This is a genomic window from Mycobacterium sp. MAA66 (assembly GCF_041261665.1).
Taxonomy (GTDB): Bacteria; Actinomycetota; Actinomycetes; order Mycobacteriales; family Mycobacteriaceae; genus Mycobacterium.
The window spans coordinates 691,197-708,480 of record NZ_JBGCCC010000001.1; the positions used below are offsets into that span (position 1 = coordinate 691,197).

A 17,284-nucleotide genomic window follows, 5' to 3' on the forward strand; every position below is an offset into this window, starting at 1 on the left:
GGTGAGGCGTGAACACTCCGACGCTGATCGCGTACTACGTGCTGGCCGCCGTGATCGCGGTGCTGGTCGTGCTGGCCATCCGGGGGATGCTCAAGGGCTGGCTGCACCGGGTGCAACGGCAGGCCGGTTCGGTGGGCCTGCTGCCGCCGCTGCCGGAGACCGTCGGTCCGGCGATCGTCCAGTCGACCAAGGGTATGTACGTCGGCAGTACCTTCGCCCCGAGTTGGCAGGACCGGGTCGCGGTGGGCGCGTTGGGCTTTCGCAGCAAGGCGGTGCTGACCCGCTATCCCGAGGGAATCATGCTGCAGCTCACCGGCGGCAGCCCGATCTGGATTCCCGACCAATCGATCACCGCGATCCGCACCGAAAAGGGCATCGCGGGCAAGGTACTGACCTATGAGGGAATTCTGGCGATCCGGTGGCGACTGCCGTCGGGCACCGAGATCGACACCGGATTCCGCAGCGACGACCGTCGCGAACTGGCCAAATGGGTGAAGGAGGACGCCGCGTGACAAGCGGACAGACGGCTGTACTGGTGCTTGAGGACGGTCGGGTGTTCACCGGAACACCGTTCGGTGCGCTCGGCCAGACCCTTGGCGAGGCAGTGTTCTCCACCGGCATGTCCGGCTACCAGGAGACCCTGACCGACCCCAGCTATCACCGGCAGATCGTCGTGGCCACCGCTCCGCAGATCGGCAACACCGGCTGGAACGGCGAGGACAACGAGAGCCGTGGCGACCAGATCTGGGTCGCCGGCTACGTCGTGCGTGACCCCTCACCGCGGGCTTCGAACTGGCGTGCCACCAGCACCCTCGACGACGAGTTGGTCCGGCAGGGCATCGTCGGCGTCGCCGGTGTCGATACCCGCGCGATCGTGCGGCACCTGCGCAACTTCGGTTCGATGAAGGCCGGTGTGTTCTCTGGGCACGCGTTGGCGGACACCGACACTCTGGTGGACCGTGTCCGCAACCAGCCCTCGATGCTGGGTGCCGATCTGGCCGGCGAGGTCAGCACCGACGTTCGCTACACCGTAGAACCTGAAGGCCAGCAACGCTTCTCGATTGCAGCCATCGACCTCGGTATCAAGACCAATACGCCGCGCAATTTCGCCCGCCGTGGCATCCGCAGCCACGTGCTGCCGTCGTCGGTGACCTTCGACGAGATCGCCGACCTCAAGGTGGACGGGGTGTTCCTGTCCAACGGACCCGGCGACCCGGCCACCGCCGACCACATGGTCGAGTTCACCCGGCAGGTGTTGGGCGCCGGAATCCCGTTGTTCGGCATCTGTTTCGGCAACCAGATCCTGGGCCGGGCCTTTGGCCGGGACACCTACAAGATGACCTTCGGGCACCGCGGCATCAACATCCCGGTGATCGAACGCGCGACCGGACGCATCGCCATCACCGCGCAGAACCACGGCTTCGCCCTCGAAGGCGAAGCGGGCGAGGAGTTCGACACTCCCTTCGGCCGCGCGGTGGTCAGCCATACCTGTGCCAATGACGGTGTGGTGGAGGGCGTTCAGCTGCTCGACGGGCGTGCCTTCTCGGTGCAATACCACCCGGAGGCGGCGGCCGGTCCGCACGACGCCGAGTACCTGTTCGACACGTTCGCCGCTTTGATGGCTGGGGAGGCCAAGTAATGCCACGCCGCACCGACCTCAACCACGTCCTGGTGATCGGGTCCGGCCCGATCGTCATCGGCCAGGCCTGCGAGTTCGACTACTCCGGCACCCAGGCCTGCCGCGTGCTGCGCGCCGAGGGCCTGCAGGTCAGCCTGGTCAACTCGAACCCGGCCACGATCATGACCGACCCCGAATACGCCGACAACACCTACGTCGAGCCGATCACCCCGGCCTTCGTCGAGAAGGTCATCGCCCAACAGGCCGAGCGCGGCAACAAGATCGACGCGCTGCTGGCCACCCTGGGCGGGCAGACCGCGCTCAACACCGCGGTCGCTTTGCACGAGAACGGGGTGCTGGAGAAGTACGACGTCGAGTTGATCGGCGCCGACTTCGAGGCCATTCAGCGTGGCGAGGACCGCCAGAAGTTCAAGGACATCGTCGCCAAGGTCGGCGGCGAATCTGCCCGCAGCCGCGTCTGCCACACCATGGACGAAGTGCGCGACACCGTCGCGGAACTGGGCCTGCCCGTGGTGGTCCGGCCGTCCTTCACCATGGGCGGACTGGGCTCGGGCATGGCGCACACCAGCGCGGACGTCGAGCGGATGGCCGGCGACGGCCTGGCCGCCTCGCCGACCGCCAATGTGCTCATCGAGGAATCGATCTACGGCTGGAAAGAATTCGAGCTCGAGCTGATGCGCGACGGCCGCGACAACGTCGTGGTGGTCTGCTCCATCGAGAACTTCGACCCGATGGGCGTGCACACCGGTGATTCGGTGACGGTGGCCCCGGCGATGACGCTCACCGACCGCGAATACCAAAAGATGCGTGACCTGGGTATCGCGATCCTGCGCGAGGTCGGCGTCGACACCGGCGGGTGCAACATCCAGTTCGCGATCGACCCGAAAGACGGCCGGCTCATCGTCATCGAGATGAACCCGCGGGTGTCCCGATCGAGCGCATTGGCTTCCAAGGCAACCGGTTTCCCGATCGCCAAGATCGCCGCCAAGTTGGCCATCGGCTACACCCTGGACGAGATCGTCAACGACATCACCAAGGAAACCCCGGCCTGCTTCGAGCCCACACTCGACTACGTCGTGGTCAAGGCCCCGCGGTTCGCCTTCGAGAAGTTCCCCGGTGCCGACCCCACGTTGACCACCACCATGAAGTCGGTGGGCGAGGCGATGTCGCTGGGCCGCAACTTCATCGAGGCGCTCGGGAAGGTGATGCGCTCGCTGGAGACCAAGCGCGCCGGGTTCTGGACCGCGGCTGACGCGGACCAGACGCTGGACGAGTTGCTGACCGGGTTGCGCACCGCCACTGACGGCCGGCTCTACGACATCGAACAGGCACTGCGCCTGGGCGGCGGTGTCGAGGAGGTCGCCGAGGCCTCCGGAGTGGATCCCTGGTTCATCGACCAGATCGCCACCCTGGTGGCGTTGCGCGGTGAACTGGTCGATGCCCCGGTGCTGGACGAACGGCTGCTGCGCCGGGCCAAGCACAGCGGCCTGTCGGATCGTCAGATCGCCGCGCTGCGACCGGAATTGGCCGGTGAGGCCGGAGTCCGGACGCTGCGTGAACGGCTCGGCATCCGGCCGGTGTACAAGACCGTCGACACCTGTGCCGCCGAGTTCGAGGCCCGCACGCCATACCACTACAGCAGTTACGAGCTGGACCCGGCGGCTGAGACCGAGGTGGCCCCGCAGGCCGAGAAGCCCAAGGTGCTGATCCTGGGCTCCGGCCCGAACCGGATCGGTCAGGGCATCGAGTTCGACTACAGCTGCGTGCACGCGGCAACCACGTTGAGCGAAGCCGGTTTTGAGACCGTGATGATCAACTGCAACCCCGAGACGGTGTCCACCGACTACGACACCGCCGACCGGCTGTACTTCGAGCCGCTCACCTTCGAGGACGTGCTCGAGGTCTATCACGCCGAACAGGCCTCCGGGGCCGGCGGTCCCGGCGTGGTCGGGGTCATCGTGCAGCTCGGTGGCCAGACCCCGCTGGGCCTGGCCGAACGTCTCGAGAAGGCGGGCGTACCCGTCGTCGGCACGAGCCCCAAGGCCATCAACCTGGCCGAGGACCGTGGCGAATTCGGTGAGGTGCTCCGCGCGGCCGGGCTGCCCGCCCCGCGCTTCGGCACCGCAACGAGTTTCGAGCAGGCCCGCCGCATCGCCGCCGACATCGGCTACCCGGTGCTGGTGCGCCCGTCCTATGTGCTGGGCGGCCGCGGGATGGAGATCGTCTACGACGAGCAGACACTGCAGGGCTACATCGAGCGGGCCACCGAGCTTTCTCCAGAGCACCCGGTGCTGGTCGACCGGTTCCTGGAAGACGCGATCGAGATCGACGTCGACGCCCTTTGCGACGGCACCGAGGTGTACATCGGCGGCGTGATGGAGCACATCGAGGAAGCCGGCATCCACTCCGGCGACTCGGCCTGCGCGCTGCCGCCGGTTACCCTGGGCCGCACCGATATTGCGGCGGTGCGCAAGGCCACCGAGGCGATCGCCCATGGCATCGGCGTGGTCGGACTGCTCAACGTGCAATACGCGCTCAAGGATGACGTGCTGTACGTGCTGGAGGCGAACCCGCGCGCCAGCCGTACCGTGCCGTTCGTGTCCAAGGCCACCGCCGTGCCATTGGCCAAGGCCTGTGCGCGGATCATGCTGGGCGCCACCATCGCCGAGCTGCGCGCCGAGGGCATCCTGGTCGCTGAAGGGGACGGTGCCACCGTCGCACCCGACGCTCCGATCGCGGTCAAGGAAGCCGTGCTGCCGTTCCACCGGTTCCGTAAGGCCGATGGCTCGCAGGTGGATTCGCTGCTCGGGCCGGAGATGAAGTCCACTGGCGAGGTGATGGGTATCGACAGCGACTTCGGTACTGCATTCGCCAAGAGTCAGACCGCGGCCTACGGCTCGCTGCCCTCAGGTGGCACGGTATTCGTGTCGGTGGCCAATCGGGACAAGCGCTCGCTGGTGTTCCCGGTCAAGCGTCTGGCCGACCTGGGCTTCCGGGTGCTGGCCACCGAAGGCACCGCGGAGATGTTGCGCCGCAACGGCATTCCCTGTGAAGTGGTGCGCAAGAACTTCGAGGAGCCCAGCCCGGACCGACCGGCGATGTCGGCGGTCGATGCAATCAAGGCCGGCGAGGTCGACATGGTGATCAACACCCCGTATGGCAACTCCGGTCCGCGCATCGATGGCTACGAGATCCGTTCGGCCGCAGTGTCGGCCAGCATCCCGTGTGTGACCACGGTGCAGGGCGCCTCGGCTGCGGTGCAGGGCATCGAGGCCGGCATCCGCGGTGACATCGGGGTCCGGTCGCTGCAGGAGCTGCACAGCCAGCTCAACGCCAAGTGAGCCAAGTGAGTTGCGCAGGCGAGGAGCATTCATGAGCTTCGGCGCCCGGCTTCAGGTCGCGATGGCGCAGCGGGGTCCGCTGTGCCTGGGCATCGACCCGCATCCCGAGCTGCTGACGGCGTGGGGTCTGCCGGTGTCGGCCGACGGTGTGGCCGAATTCAGCGAAATCTGTGTCGAGGCATTCGCCGGGTTCGCGATCGTCAAACCGCAGGTCGCGTTCTTCGAGGCGTACGGCTCGGCCGGCTTCGCGGTGCTGGAGCGGACCATCACCGGACTGCAGCAGGCCGGCGTGCTGGTGCTGGCCGACGCCAAGCGCGGCGATATCGGCTCCACGATGGCGGCCTATGCCCAGGCCTGGGCCGGCGACTCACCGTTGGCATCTGATGCGGTGACGGTCTCGCCGTATCTGGGTTTCGGCTCGCTGCAGCCGCTACTGGATACCGCCGCCGCACACGGCCGCGGCGTTTTCGTCCTCGCCGCGACGTCCAATCCCGAAGGTGCGAGCGTGCAGCGCGCCACGACCGGACAGCGCACCATCGCGCAATCGATCGTCGACGACGTCGCCGCCGCGAATGCTGCCGGCGATGGCTCGATCGGCGTGGTGGTGGGTGCGACGCTGACGGAGGTACCCGATCTGAGTCGGCTGGGCGGCCCGGTCTTGCTGCCTGGCGTCGGTGCTCAGGGGGGACGTCCGGAGGCGCTGGCGGGGCTCGGCGGCGCCCAACCCGGAACGCTGCTGCCTGCCGTCTCGCGTGAGGTACTACGCGCCGGTCCGGACGTCGCCGCTGTGCGCGCCGCGGGGGAGCGGATGCGCGACGCGGTCGCCTATCTAGCCGGATAGCGAAACGGCCCACCACGGGTCGTGGTGAGCCGTTTGCGCGTCTACCCGGGTTCTTTACAGCGGCATCCAGATCGGGCCGAGCCAGAAGCCCCACGCGTTGCGGCCTCCGTCGAACACCGGGTTCACCCACTGACCGTTCCAGTTGAACGGGTGATGGTCCCAACGGGCATCGTCGATGCCGCGGTGCTGCCAGTCGCGGCCCTGATCGTCGTGCCAGCCGTCGTCGCGGCCGCCCTGCCAGTCGACGGGGCGGTCATCGTGCCAGCCGGGTCCACGATCGTCGTGGTGGTCGTCGTGCGGCCCCCAGCACGGCGCGCCGGGAGGGCAAGGGTCGGCGGCGGCTGTGGCCAGGCCAATACCGAATAGTCCGGCGGTACCGATTCCGGCCGCCAGGGTTGATGCGGTCAACGCCCGCTTGAAGTTCATAGCTGCACTCCGTCTTCTACAGGTTGTGGGACGTGTTGTCGCCACCGTGCGTGTGACGCTAGGCGGGCCTCATTGGCGCCGACTTTAGGTTTGCTATGTATGTGCTGTAGAAGCGATAACAGTGTGAAAACGCGTCGATATAGATTTGCTACGTGTGTCGATCGACCTGCATAAACATAAAAACCAGCAGGTGGTGTCATCATTGTCACAATGATCCGATTCGCTCGCTGATTGCCGAACCGAGCTCGTCGTTTGTATCAAATAGTTTGCCGTGTGAATATCTGCGAACAGCTGCGAATGTCCAGGGGCCCGGAAAGCGACGAAAGGCGGCCCACCACGTGCAGTGGTGGGCCGCCATTTCGGTTGTTAGCCGAGGTCCGTCACAGCGGAATCCAGATCGGACCCAGCCAGAAGCCCCAGGCATTGTGTCCGGGGTCGAAGACCGGGTTCACCCACTGGCCGTTGTAGTTGAACGGCTGGTGGTCCCGGCGTCCGTCGTCGATCCCGCGGTTGTGCCAGTCGGGTGCGGGCCCACCCGGCCCACCCGGCCCACCTGGCCCACCCGGGTCGCCGGGGGCGCCGGGGCCGCCGTGGTCATCGGGCCGGCCGGAGCCGCCGGGACCTCCTGGACCGCCGTGGTCGTCGTGCTGACCGCATGCGTTGGGCGGGCACGGGCCGCCCGGATCGGCATTGGCGCCGGCCAGGCCGACGCCGAAGAGTCCGGCAACGCCGATCCCGGCCGCGAGAGTTGATGCGGTCAAAATCCGCTTGATGTTCATCGTGCGCTCCATCCGTTGCGTGTAGTCGGCGGGTCTGTACCGCTCTGCCACGACGCTAGGGACGGCGCGTGAGTGCCTTCTGTGTTTGCTGTGGGGGCGCGCTGTGTATCCGGTCACGGAATTGCAACCGGTCGTTGTGCCTCCACGTCGCTCGCCGATCCGTCAAAGGATTTGCCAATTACCAACTTTCGGAAGGGCGGTGGCCGTTGTGCCCGCCGTCGGAATCCCTCGTCGCTGTTCACGCGGCCAATCCGACGTTTTGCGAAAGGTCGCGTTCGATGCGCAGTGCGCCCAGTGAAGGCGCCGGTCTGTGGGCCTGCTGGCAGATTTGTGCCGATCTACTGGCCAACAGTGCCGATCACAAGCTGATTGCGACGCCGATGGCCGTCCGGAGCCCGCTGCTGACGTGTTCTGCACCGGTACCGACACGCCCGACACGCCGTGACCTGCGAAAATTCTCAGAGTCGAGGTCTGTGACCGCCGAAATATCGGGCGCGATCGAGCCGGCTTGCGCGCGTGATCGCCGCGCGCTGAGTCCAAAACCCTTGATATGCAGGCAGATCTGACACCGTGACCCCGTTCGAGTCGGTAGCTAGAGCAGTCAGGCGGACAGTCGTGGCGGCGGTCCGCGCGTCCTACACGCTGGTCTTTTAGTCGCAAAACCCGGGGGTGGGGTTAGCGCTTGTCGGAATGCGTGGGTACGGTCGTCGTCGCTGGCTGGTTCACCAGTCGTGAAAGAAACATTGACGGCGAGATACGGAGGAAACCGTGGCCCTTCCCCAGTTGACCGACGAACAGCGCGCGGCAGCGTTGGAGAAGGCTGCTGCCGCACGTCGAGCGCGTGCCGAGTTGAAAGACCGGCTCAAGCGCGGCGGCACCAACCTCAAGCAGGTCCTCACGGACGCCGAGACCGATGAGGTCCTCGGCAAGATGAAGGTCTCCGCTCTGCTGGAAGCCCTGCCCAAGGTGGGCAAGGTCAAGGCACAGGAGATCATGACGGAGCTGGAGATCGCCCCTACCCGCCGCCTGCGCGGTCTGGGCGACCGGCAGCGCAAGGCGCTGCTGGAGAAGTTCGACTTCTCCTGATCAGTTTCTGACGAGCAGTAGGGGCCGGAACCTCAATGAGTTGCGTGGTGGTGTTGTCCGGCCCCTCTGCCGTCGGCAAGTCGACGGTCGTGAGCTGCCTGCGGCAGCAGGTGCCTGACCTGCATTTCAGCGTCTCCGCCACCACGCGATCGCCACGCCCTGGCGAAGTCGACGGTGTCGACTACACGTTCGTCACGCCCGAACGGTTCCAACAGCTCATCGATGACGGTGAATTGCTGGAATGGGCCGATATTCACGGTGGGCTGCACCGTAGCGGCACACCGGCACAGCCGGTGCGCCAAGCCGTGGCCGACGGCCATCCGGTGCTCATCGAGGTCGATCTCGCCGGAGCCCAGGCCGTCAAAGCAGCCATGCCCGAGGTACTTTCGGTTTTCCTGGCGCCACCCAGCTGGGATGTGCTCCGCGAAAGACTGGTCGGGCGTGGCACCGAAAGTCCGGAAGTCCAGGCACGTCGCCTGGAGACCGCGAGGGCCGAATTGGCTGCCCAGAAAAGTTTCGATGTGATTGTTGTTAACAGTCAGTTGGAGTCTGCCTGCGCCGAATTGGTATCCTTGCTGGTGGACTGCTGATCGGAATGCGCCGCCAGGCACAGATACCGCTGATAGCAACTGAATCTTCACGCCGAACGCCGGGAGAATTTTTCGTGAGCACCACTGTCGAGAGCATCGACTCCGACGCCGCCAACGCCTACGACACGCCACTGGGTATCACCAACCCGCCAATCGACGAGCTGCTTGATCGGGTGTCCAGCAAGTACGCGCTGGTGATCTACGCGGCCAAGCGCGCGCGCCAGATCAACGACTACTACAACCAGCTCGGTGACGGCATTCTCGAGTACGTCGGCCCGCTCGTCGAGCCCGGTCTGCAGGAGAAGCCGCTGTCGATCGCGATGCGTGAGATCCACGGCGACCTGCTCGAGCACACCGAAGGCGAGTAGCCGGGTTCTGCGGCTGATGGACAGTCAGCGAGAAGCGGGAGCGGATCGCGCATGACCAAGCAGATCATCGTCGGCGTCGCCGGCGGCATCGCCGCATACAAGGCCTGTGCACTGGTCCGCCATCTCACCGAGGCCGGCCATTCGGTTCGGGTGATCCCCACCGAGTCGGCACTCAAGTTCGTCGGTGCCGCGACTTTCGAGGCCCTGTCGGGTAATCCCGTGCACACCGGCGTGTTCGAGGACGTCCATGAGGTGCCGCACGTCCGCCTCGGCCAGCACGCCGATCTGGTGGTCATCGCGCCGGCGACGGCCGATCTGCTGGCGCGTGCGGCCTCAGGTCGTGCCGATGACCTGCTCACCGGAACACTGCTGACCGCTCACTGTCCGGTGCTGTTCGCTCCCGCGATGCACACCGAGATGTGGCTGCACCCGGCCACCGTCGACAACGTGGCGACGCTGCGTCGGCGCGGTGCGGTGGTGCTGGAGCCGGCTTCGGGCCGGCTCACCGGGGCCGACAGCGGTCCAGGGCGCCTTCCGGAGCCCGACGAGATCGCCACCTTCGCTGAGCTGCTCCTGGAGCGTGCCGACGCGCTGTCGCGTGATCTGGAGGGCGTCAAGGTGGTCGTCACCGCCGGCGGCACCCGAGAGGCCCTCGACCCGGTGCGGTTCATCGGGAACCGCAGCTCAGGTAAACAGGGCTATGCCGTGGCCCGGGTGATGGCGCAGCGTGGCGCGGACGTCACGCTCATCGCCGGCAACACCGTGGGGCTGGCCGATCCGGCCGCCGTCGACGTGGTGCACATCGCTTCGGCCGCGCAGTTGAACGACGCGGTGTTCAAGCAGGTGGCCGACGCCGAGGTCCTGGTGATGGCCGCCGCGGTCGCTGACTTCCGGCCCACCCACGTTGCGACCAGCAAGATCAAAAAGACTCATCAACCCGGCCACGACAGCGACGCCCCGGTCATCGAGCTCACCCGAACCGACGATGTATTGGCCGGTACGGTGCGGGCTCGCGTCGACGGGCAGCTGCCGAGCTTGCGGGCTATCGTCGGATTCGCCGCCGAAACCGGCGATGCCAACGGCGACGTGTTGTTCCACGCCAGGGCCAAACTGCAACGCAAGGGCTGCGACCTCTTGGTCGTCAACGCGGTCGGCGACGGCAAGGCGTTCGAAGTCGACCACAACTCCGGCTGGTTGCTGACCGCCGGTGGTACCGAAGTCGCGCTCGAACACGGCTCCAAGACGCAGATGGCCAGCCACATCGCGGACGCTATCGTGGCGCTCCTGCACGGCGACCGTTCGTGACTCGGGTATCCGTCAGCGGGTTGTGAAAGATGTGCCTGCGGGTAAGGGGTACACGCGGGCGGTTAACCCGGCGCGGATATGATTCGCCTCACTAAGTATTGGGAAGGGATTGGAACGTTGAGCGAAGGTCGGCTGTTCACCAGCGAGTCGGTTACCGAGGGGCACCCGGACAAGATCTGTGACGCCATCAGTGACTCGGTGCTGGACGCACTGCTCGCGCAGGATCCCAAGTCGCGCGTTGCGGTCGAGACGCTGGTCACCACCGGCCAGGTGCACGTCGTCGGGGAGGTGACGACCACTGCCAAAGAGGCCTTCGCCGACATCCCGCTGATCGTCCGGGACCGGATCCGCCAGATCGGTTACGACCACTCCGACAAGGGCTTCGATTACGCGACCTGTGGCGTCAACATCGGCATCGGTGCACAGTCGCCCGACATCGCCGCGGGCGTCGACACCGCCCACGAGGCGCGCGTCGAGGGCGCCGGCGATCCGCTCGACGCCCAGGGCGCCGGCGACCAGGGCCTGATGTTCGGCTACGCCATCAACGACACTCCCGAGCTGATGCCGCTGCCGATCGCACTGGCGCACCGACTCTCGCGGCGGCTGTCCGAGGTCCGTAAGAACGGCACGGTCGACTACCTGCGGCCCGATGGCAAGACCCAGGTCACCATCGAGTACCGCGACAACGTCCCGGTCCGCCTGGACACCGTGGTGCTGTCCACCCAGCACGCCGCAGGGATCGACCTGGACGGCACCCTGGCACCGGACATCCGCCGGCACGTCGTGGAGACCGTGCTGGCCGATCTCGCGCACGAGACCATGGACACCTCCGATTTCCGGCTGCTGGTCAACCCGACCGGCAACTTCGTCGTCGGCGGCCCGATGGGCGACGCCGGCCTGACCGGCCGCAAGATCATCGTCGACACCTACGGCGGCTGGGCCCGCCACGGTGGCGGCGCCTTCTCCGGCAAGGACCCGTCAAAGGTGGACCGCAGCGCCGCGTATGCCATGCGCTGGGTGGCCAAGAACGTGGTGGCTGCCGGCCTCGCGGACCGCGTCGAGGTGCAGGTCGCCTACGCGATCGGCAAGGCCGCGCCGGTGGGCTTGTTCGTCGAGACCTTCGGCACCGAGCACTTCGATCCGGCCCGCATCGAGAAGGCCATCACCAGCGTCTTCGACCTGCGTCCCGGCGCGATCATCCGCGACCTGAACCTGCTGCGCCCGATCTACGCACCGACCGCGGCGTACGGGCACTTCGGCCGCACCGACATCGAACTGCCGTGGGAGCAGATCGACAAGGTCGACGACCTCAAGGCCTCGGTCTAGTTTTCCGCTCGATGGCCCCGCACCCATGGGTGCGGGGCCATCGGCATTCTCGGGCCGGACAATCAGCCCACGGGTAGCGGTTGCAGCCGTCCGGTTCGGTGCAATCGGTACAGTGCCGCAGCCACCAGCAAGCTGATGCAGGCCAACACGATCCAGATCAGCCCGGGCCAGACAGCATCACGGGTCGCCTGCATCAAGGTGGCGGTGGCCAGATTGCCCACCAGGATGCCGATCCCGACGATGGTGTTGTAAAACCCGTAGTAGGTCGCGACCAGCCGATCACCGGCCAGTGACACCACGGTGTCCATTTCGAACGGGAACACCGCCGCCGACCCGATCGCCAACAGTGCGGCGGTGATCAGCAGTGCCGCCACCGCAGGCAGCTGACCGGCCAACCGATCATCCGGGACCACGATCAACGGCACGAATGCCGTCGCCAGAATGAGTATGCCGATCATCAGCGACTGAGTTCGGCCCCAGCGGGCGGTGAACCACGCGGTGATGCGCAGCTGCCCGCCAATGGCCACCAACCCCGACACTGCGAAAATCGCTGCCACGACCAGTGATTCATGCTGCGGTGCGAGCTCCCGGGCTTGTAGTGGCAGCGCCAGGTACACCTGGAACGTCACCACGTAAGTGCCGACCATCGAGGCGGCGAACAGCAGGAACGGTCGATTGGCCAGCACGGTGCGCCAATCCCGCAGTACCGAGACGCGTTCGGTCGCCGTGTGCTCGGCGCGGTCCGGAGGCAGGGCCAGCAACTGCGCGACGGTCAGTACTGCGAACACCACCGCAGCCACCGCGGCGGTGGCCCGGAAATCCAGGGTCATGAGGGCCAGTCCCACCAACGGCCCGGCCAGGATTCCGCCCTGATAGAACACGTTGAACACGGTGAATGCCGTGACCCGGCGTGCACCGGAATCGGCAGTCAGATAGGCCCGCACCGCGGGGTTGAACAGCGCACCGGCGAAACCGGTTGCCGCCGAGGCGATCAACACCGCCGGCAGGCTCTGAGCGACCACCAGCAGACCGAAACCGGCCGTGCGAAGCAGGCAGCCGGCGACGATCAGTGGCTTGTACCCGAGCCGATCGGCCAGCGTGCCGCCGACGATGAACATGCCCTGCTGGGAGAAGTTGCGTACGCCGAGTACCAATCCGATTGCCCAGCCGGTCAATCCGAGTGGCCCGGCCAAGTAACCGGCCAGGTACGGCATCAACATGTAGAACCCGAGGTTGATGCCGAACTGGTTGAGCATCAGCATCCGGCTGGGCCAGCCGAAGCTGCGGAACTGTGTCAGCACCTCCATCAGCGCGCTGCCAGGGGATTACGCACCGTGGTGCACCGGGTCCACGAATCCACCACGCGGTCAGCGGGATCGGCGATTTCCGCGGGATCGGTGGGCGTCCGGCTGTCGAGCAGGTTGTGCCGCCGGCAATAGTCGTTGTTGTATACGGTGTCGAAATAGCGTTGCGGCCCATCGGGAAAGATCGCCGCCACCATGGCGTCGGGGGCGTGCTGCCGGGCCGCCCAGCCGGCGACCAATGCCACTGCGCCACCGCTCCAGCCGCTGCTGGCATAACTGGTCGCGGCCAAAGCTCGGCATGCCCACACCGCTTCGGCAGGCGCCACCCAGTGCACCTCGTCGAACGCGTCGTAATCCACATTGCCCGGGTAGATACTCGACCCGAGCCCGCGCATCAGCCTGCTCTGCGCGGGTTGGCCGAAGATGGTCGAACCGATGGTGTCGACGCCGATCAGCTTGAGGTCAGAATTGAACTCACGCAACACCTTTGCCACCCCAGCCGAGTGGCCGCCGGTACCCACCGAGCACACCAGGACGTCCACCTGGCCGAGCTGGGACTGCAGTTCCAGTGCCAGGTCCCGGTAGGCCACGACGTTGTCCGGGTTGTTGTACTGGTCGGGATACCAGGTGTCAGGGTCAGCAGCCAGGATCTGCGACACCCGGTCACGCCTGGCCTGCTGCCAGCCTCCGGTGCGATGGGGCCGGGTCACCAGGTCGATGTCGGCGCCGTATGCGGACAGCATGTGCAGCATCAGTGGCTCCATGCCGGGATCGGTCACCAACGTGACCGGATGGTCGTACGCAGTGCCGGCCAATGCCAAGCCCAATCCAAGTGTGCCGCTGGTGGATTCCACGATTCGCGCGCCCGGCTTCAAGTCGCCGCGCGCCCGGCCGCGTTCGACCATGTACATGGCCGGCCGGTCCTTCATGCCGCCGGGGTTGACACCTTCGAGTTTGGCCCAGAAGCCGCGGCTTTCGTCGCCAAACGGCGCACCGACGCGCAGCACTGGAGTGCCGCCGACCATGGTGCCGGGTCGGTCGTATCGGGCCAGCCGGCACGGCCCGGTGGACGGGGATTTCCTGGGTAGGACGAGGTTGGTCGAATTGTGCATGGGATGCATCGCTTTTCGCTGATACCGCGTCAGGGCGCGGCGGGGTTGAATTCGGGCAGCGGACACAGACCGGCTGCCTGGCGGCAGCCGGTCTGCGCTGACCGATCAGCGTCGTGAGATGCACAGCCGGGTCAGTATGACTCGGCCGGAATGAACTGGCGAAACCGTCGGCGGGGGACCTCTTACCGGGTTCAAGCCGATTTTGCGCCAAAAGGCAACGGTCACAATGACAGCCAGGGCCAGACCTGCCGCCATCAGTGTGGTGCTAGGGCGGGGCATGCTCGCGGTGGCGACCAGCTCTGGGGCCGGATGATGTGATCCGTCGCGGGCGTGTGGATGATCGGCAATGACCGGCGTGAGCACGCTGACAGCGCTCAGCGCGCTGGCGCGGTGCGGGTGCGCAGACTCGGCGAACCCGTTGCCCAACTCAGTCCCTGAGATCACGCCGAACAACGCGACCAGCAGCACCACGGCCGCCGTCCGCCATTGTGCCGCTCGGGGATTCACCCCAGCGACTGTACCGACGAACGGCGACCACGACCCCGGTCACCGACCGCAGGGTGCGAAAAGTTATCGGCTTCTAAGAGGTTTCATATCTGTCACGCGCTGAACCGGTAGTCGTCGAGGTCGAACCGGCGGCTACGCCAATAGGCCTCGACGGTGGTTGCCGGGCGCAGTGGCACGTCGCCGTTCTTGTCGAAGTAGTAGCTGTTGGACTGCGCACAGCTGTCCTGCCAGAACACCTGACGATGGCGCTTGCGCATCATCTCGGCGAAGTAGCGATCGTTGGCCTCCTGGGAGACCTCGACACGACGGGCACCGACCTGTTCGGCCTGCTGCAGGCAGCGCACGATGTGATGGACTTGGGCCTCGATCAACGCGAAATAGGACGACCCGACGTACCCGTATGGACCCATCACGGTGAAGAAGTTCGGGAAGCCCGGAATGCTGACGCCCTCATAGGCCTGCAGGCGCTGCGTGGTCCAGAATTCGCCGAGGTGCTGGCCGCCCGCGCCGGTCACCGGGAACGTCGGAACGCTGTCGACGTCCATCACTTTGAAGCCGGTGGCCAGGATCAGCACGTCGACCTCATGACTCTGACCGTCGGTGGTCCGTACCCCCGTCGGCACGATCTGCTCGATGGATTCGGTTACCAGCGAGACATTTTCGCGGTTGTAGGTGGCCAGGTAGGTGTTGTGGAAACCGGGCCGCTTGCAGCCCACGGCATAACGCGGCGTGAGCTTGTCACGGACGGCGGGGTCGTGCACCTCACGGCGCAGGAACGATCGGCCCATCCGGGCGGCGCCGTCGGCCAACGGAAACACCGTGTAGTACTGCGCCGACAACGGGAAGGTCAGCTCGACATAGGCCTGGCTGGCCAGCCGCTGCAGCGTCTTGCCGCCCGGGATGTGCATGGCCCACCGAGCAGGCTTCGGCAGTGGCAGGTCGAGTTTGGGGAAGCACCAGATGGGCGTGCGCTGAAATACCGTGAGCTGCTCGACCTTTGGTGCGATCTCTGGAATCACCTGGACGGCCGATGCACCCGTCCCGATGATGGCGACCCGCTTGCCGGTGAGGTCCACGTCGTGGTCCCACCGCGCGGTGTGCAGTGTGATGCCGGAGAACTCGCCGACTCCTGGGATGCCCGGCGGTTTGGGCACGGTCAACACGCCACTGCCGTTGACCAGGAACCTCGCGGTGACGGTCCCGCCGGCGTCGGTGTGCACCCGCCACAGATCGTGGTCGTCGTCGTAGTCGGCCCCGGTGACCTGGGTGTTGAAGCGGATTCGGCCCCGCAGCCGGTACTTGTCGACGCAATGCTCGGCATAGGCCTTGAGCTCGGCGCCTTTGGCGTAGGTGCGCGACCACCGCGAGCTCTGCTCGAACGAGAACTGGTACGAGAACGACGGAATATCCACGGCCACACCGGGATAGGTGTTCCAGTACCAGGTGCCACCGGGTTCGGACCCGGCTTCGATGATCAGGTAGTCGCGCAGTCCTGCGCGGTCCAACAGAATGCCGGTGCCGATGCCGGTGAAACCGGCGCCGACGATCACGGTCTGGAAGTCGGGCTCCGTCATGAGCCGTTATTCTCTCCCGAGCAGACGCAGATGTCCCCGAAATCAGGGCATTTCGTGGACATCTGCTGGGGACGTCTCGCGCTTGCGGGGGATTGCTCGGCGCCAGAACCTAGTCGTGCAGGGCAGCTTTCAACGCTGCCAATCCACGGTTGGTGGCGTCGGTGGCGACCGGAGAGGCCAGCGCCAGGCTGACGTATCCGTGCACCATGGTCGGCTCGTTGCTGTGCTGCACCGGAACACCCGCGGCGGCGAGCAATTCGGCGTACTTCCCACCGTCGTCGCGCAGCGGGTCGTGCTCGGCGGTGCCGATGTAGGCGGGAGCCAAACCGGCCAGCGACGGCGAATTGGCCGGGGCCAGATCGGTTGGCAGTGTGGTCGGATCGCTCAGGTCTCTGCCGGGTAGGTACCAGGTCAGGAATGCGGCGGTGACGTTGCTGTTCAGCAGCGGGGCATTGGCGTTCTCGGTGAACGACGGCAACGACAGGTCCCCGACGGCAACCGGATACCAGAGCAGCTGGAACACCAGTGGTGGTCCGCCCGCGTCGCGGGCCCGCAACGCCATCACCGCGGAGATGTTGCCGCCGGCCGAATCGCCGGCCACTGCGATGCGGGCTGGATCGCCGCCCAGTTCGGCGGCGTGCTCGCCGACCCACTGTAGCGCGGCCCAGGCGTCATCGATCGCCGCCGGGAACGGGTGCTCCGGGGCCAGTCGGTAGTCCACCGACACCACGATGGCCCTTGCGCCGATGGCGTGGGCCCGCGCGACGTGGTCGTGGGAATCGAGATCGCCGATCGCCCAACCGCCACCGTGGTAGAAGACCACCACCGGCAGTGGCCGCGTCTCGCCGTCGGTCGGCGGCCAGTAGATGCGCACCGGAATTCGTCCCGCCGCACCGCAATCCAGCTCGCGATTCTCGATCTGCATGGCGGGCAGCATCTCCGGCGGCGGGCGCATGGCGGCCAGCTTCGCGCGGGCCACCTCAACGCCGTCGTCGATGGTGAATTCCAGGGGTATGGCCTCGAGTAGGCCTTTGAGAATCGGGTCGATGCCAGGCCGGGTGTCCGCGGGAGCGTCGGTGGTCATGG

At 66.3% G+C, this 17,284-nt stretch carries 16 protein-coding genes; 9 read left to right on the forward strand and 7 right to left on the reverse strand.

Annotated elements, in window-relative coordinates; translation table 11 throughout:
• Positions 1–8: 8 nt before the first annotated feature.
• From ABIA30_RS03435 to pyrF, 4 genes are read left to right on the forward strand one after another with little or no spacing between them, the layout of a single operon-like run.
• On the forward strand, positions 9–512 hold the full coding sequence (locus ABIA30_RS03435; RefSeq protein WP_370062073.1) for a transporter: 504 nt from the start codon (positions 9–11) through the stop codon (positions 510–512).
• On the forward strand, positions 509–1,639 hold the full coding sequence (gene carA / locus ABIA30_RS03440; RefSeq protein ID WP_370062075.1) for a glutamine-hydrolyzing carbamoyl-phosphate synthase small subunit: 1,131 nt from the start codon (positions 509–511) through the stop codon (positions 1,637–1,639). Before ABIA30_RS03435 ends, carA begins: the two co-directional genes overlap by 4 nt.
• Positions 1,639–4,980 (forward strand): carbamoyl-phosphate synthase large subunit, encoded by a 3,342-nt coding sequence (gene carB / locus ABIA30_RS03445; protein WP_370062077.1) that lies wholly within the window; start codon positions 1,639–1,641, stop codon positions 4,978–4,980. Before carA ends, carB begins: the two co-directional genes overlap by 1 nt.
• Positions 4,981–5,011: 31 nt before the next feature.
• Complete coding sequence (gene pyrF, locus ABIA30_RS03450) at positions 5,012–5,821, forward strand: orotidine-5'-phosphate decarboxylase (RefSeq protein WP_370062079.1); 810 nt, start codon at positions 5,012–5,014, stop codon at positions 5,819–5,821.
• Between the two features lie 54 nt (positions 5,822–5,875).
• On the opposite strand, the gene ABIA30_RS03455 is transcribed toward pyrF, so the two are convergent.
• Both ABIA30_RS03455 and ABIA30_RS03460 read right to left on the reverse strand, forming a co-directional pair.
• Complete coding sequence (locus tag ABIA30_RS03455) at positions 5,876–6,247, reverse strand: hypothetical protein (protein WP_370062081.1); 372 nt, start codon at positions 6,245–6,247, stop codon at positions 5,876–5,878.
• Positions 6,248–6,627: 380 nt separating this feature from the next.
• Positions 6,628–7,026: a hypothetical protein gene (locus tag ABIA30_RS03460; RefSeq protein ID WP_370062083.1), complete on the reverse strand. Its 399-nt coding sequence runs from the start codon at positions 7,024–7,026 to the stop codon at positions 6,628–6,630.
• Between the two features lie 768 nt (positions 7,027–7,794).
• On the opposite strand from ABIA30_RS03460, the gene mihF reads away from it, so the two are divergent.
• The 5 genes from mihF to metK all read left to right on the forward strand — a co-directional run bounded on the left by mihF (position 7,795) and on the right by metK (position 11,701).
• Positions 7,795–8,112: an integration host factor, actinobacterial type gene (gene mihF, locus ABIA30_RS03465; protein ID WP_011894593.1), complete on the forward strand. Its 318-nt coding sequence runs from the start codon at positions 7,795–7,797 to the stop codon at positions 8,110–8,112.
• Positions 8,113–8,147: 35 nt separating this feature from the next.
• On the forward strand, positions 8,148–8,702 hold the full coding sequence (gmk, locus tag ABIA30_RS03470; RefSeq protein ID WP_370062087.1) for a guanylate kinase: 555 nt from the start codon (positions 8,148–8,150) through the stop codon (positions 8,700–8,702).
• Between the two features lie 74 nt (positions 8,703–8,776).
• Complete coding sequence (gene rpoZ, locus ABIA30_RS03475) at positions 8,777–9,070, forward strand: DNA-directed RNA polymerase subunit omega (protein WP_370062089.1); 294 nt, start codon at positions 8,777–8,779, stop codon at positions 9,068–9,070.
• 51 nt (positions 9,071–9,121) lie between these two features.
• On the forward strand, positions 9,122–10,375 hold the full coding sequence (gene coaBC / locus ABIA30_RS03480; RefSeq protein ID WP_370062091.1) for a bifunctional phosphopantothenoylcysteine decarboxylase/phosphopantothenate--cysteine ligase CoaBC: 1,254 nt from the start codon (positions 9,122–9,124) through the stop codon (positions 10,373–10,375).
• 117 nt (positions 10,376–10,492) lie between these two features.
• Positions 10,493–11,701 carry a methionine adenosyltransferase gene (metK, locus tag ABIA30_RS03485; protein ID WP_370062093.1) on the forward strand — a complete coding sequence of 403 codons (1,209 nt, stop codon included), beginning with the start codon at positions 10,493–10,495 and terminating at the stop codon, positions 11,699–11,701.
• Between the two features lie 62 nt (positions 11,702–11,763).
• Here the strand turns inward: metK and ABIA30_RS03490 are convergent, their stop codons facing one another.
• From ABIA30_RS03490 to ABIA30_RS03510, 5 genes are all read right to left on the reverse strand, one after another.
• Positions 11,764–13,008, reverse strand: coding sequence for an MFS transporter (locus ABIA30_RS03490; protein ID WP_370062095.1), 1,245 nt, complete (start codon positions 13,006–13,008; stop codon positions 11,764–11,766).
• Positions 13,008–14,117: a PLP-dependent cysteine synthase family protein gene (locus ABIA30_RS03495; RefSeq protein WP_370062097.1), complete on the reverse strand. Its 1,110-nt coding sequence runs from the start codon at positions 14,115–14,117 to the stop codon at positions 13,008–13,010. The genes ABIA30_RS03490 and ABIA30_RS03495 overlap by 1 nt, the downstream gene beginning before the upstream one ends.
• A 105-nt stretch (positions 14,118–14,222) precedes the next feature.
• Positions 14,223–14,624, reverse strand: a complete 402-nt coding sequence (locus ABIA30_RS03500) for a hypothetical protein (RefSeq protein WP_370062099.1) — start codon at positions 14,622–14,624, stop codon at positions 14,223–14,225.
• 92 nt (positions 14,625–14,716) lie between these two features.
• Positions 14,717–16,198: a flavin-containing monooxygenase gene (locus ABIA30_RS03505; protein ID WP_370062101.1), complete on the reverse strand. Its 1,482-nt coding sequence runs from the start codon at positions 16,196–16,198 to the stop codon at positions 14,717–14,719.
• Between the two features lie 109 nt (positions 16,199–16,307).
• Complete coding sequence (locus tag ABIA30_RS03510) at positions 16,308–17,282, reverse strand: alpha/beta hydrolase (protein WP_370062103.1); 975 nt, start codon at positions 17,280–17,282, stop codon at positions 16,308–16,310.
• Positions 17,283–17,284 lie beyond the last annotated feature (2 nt).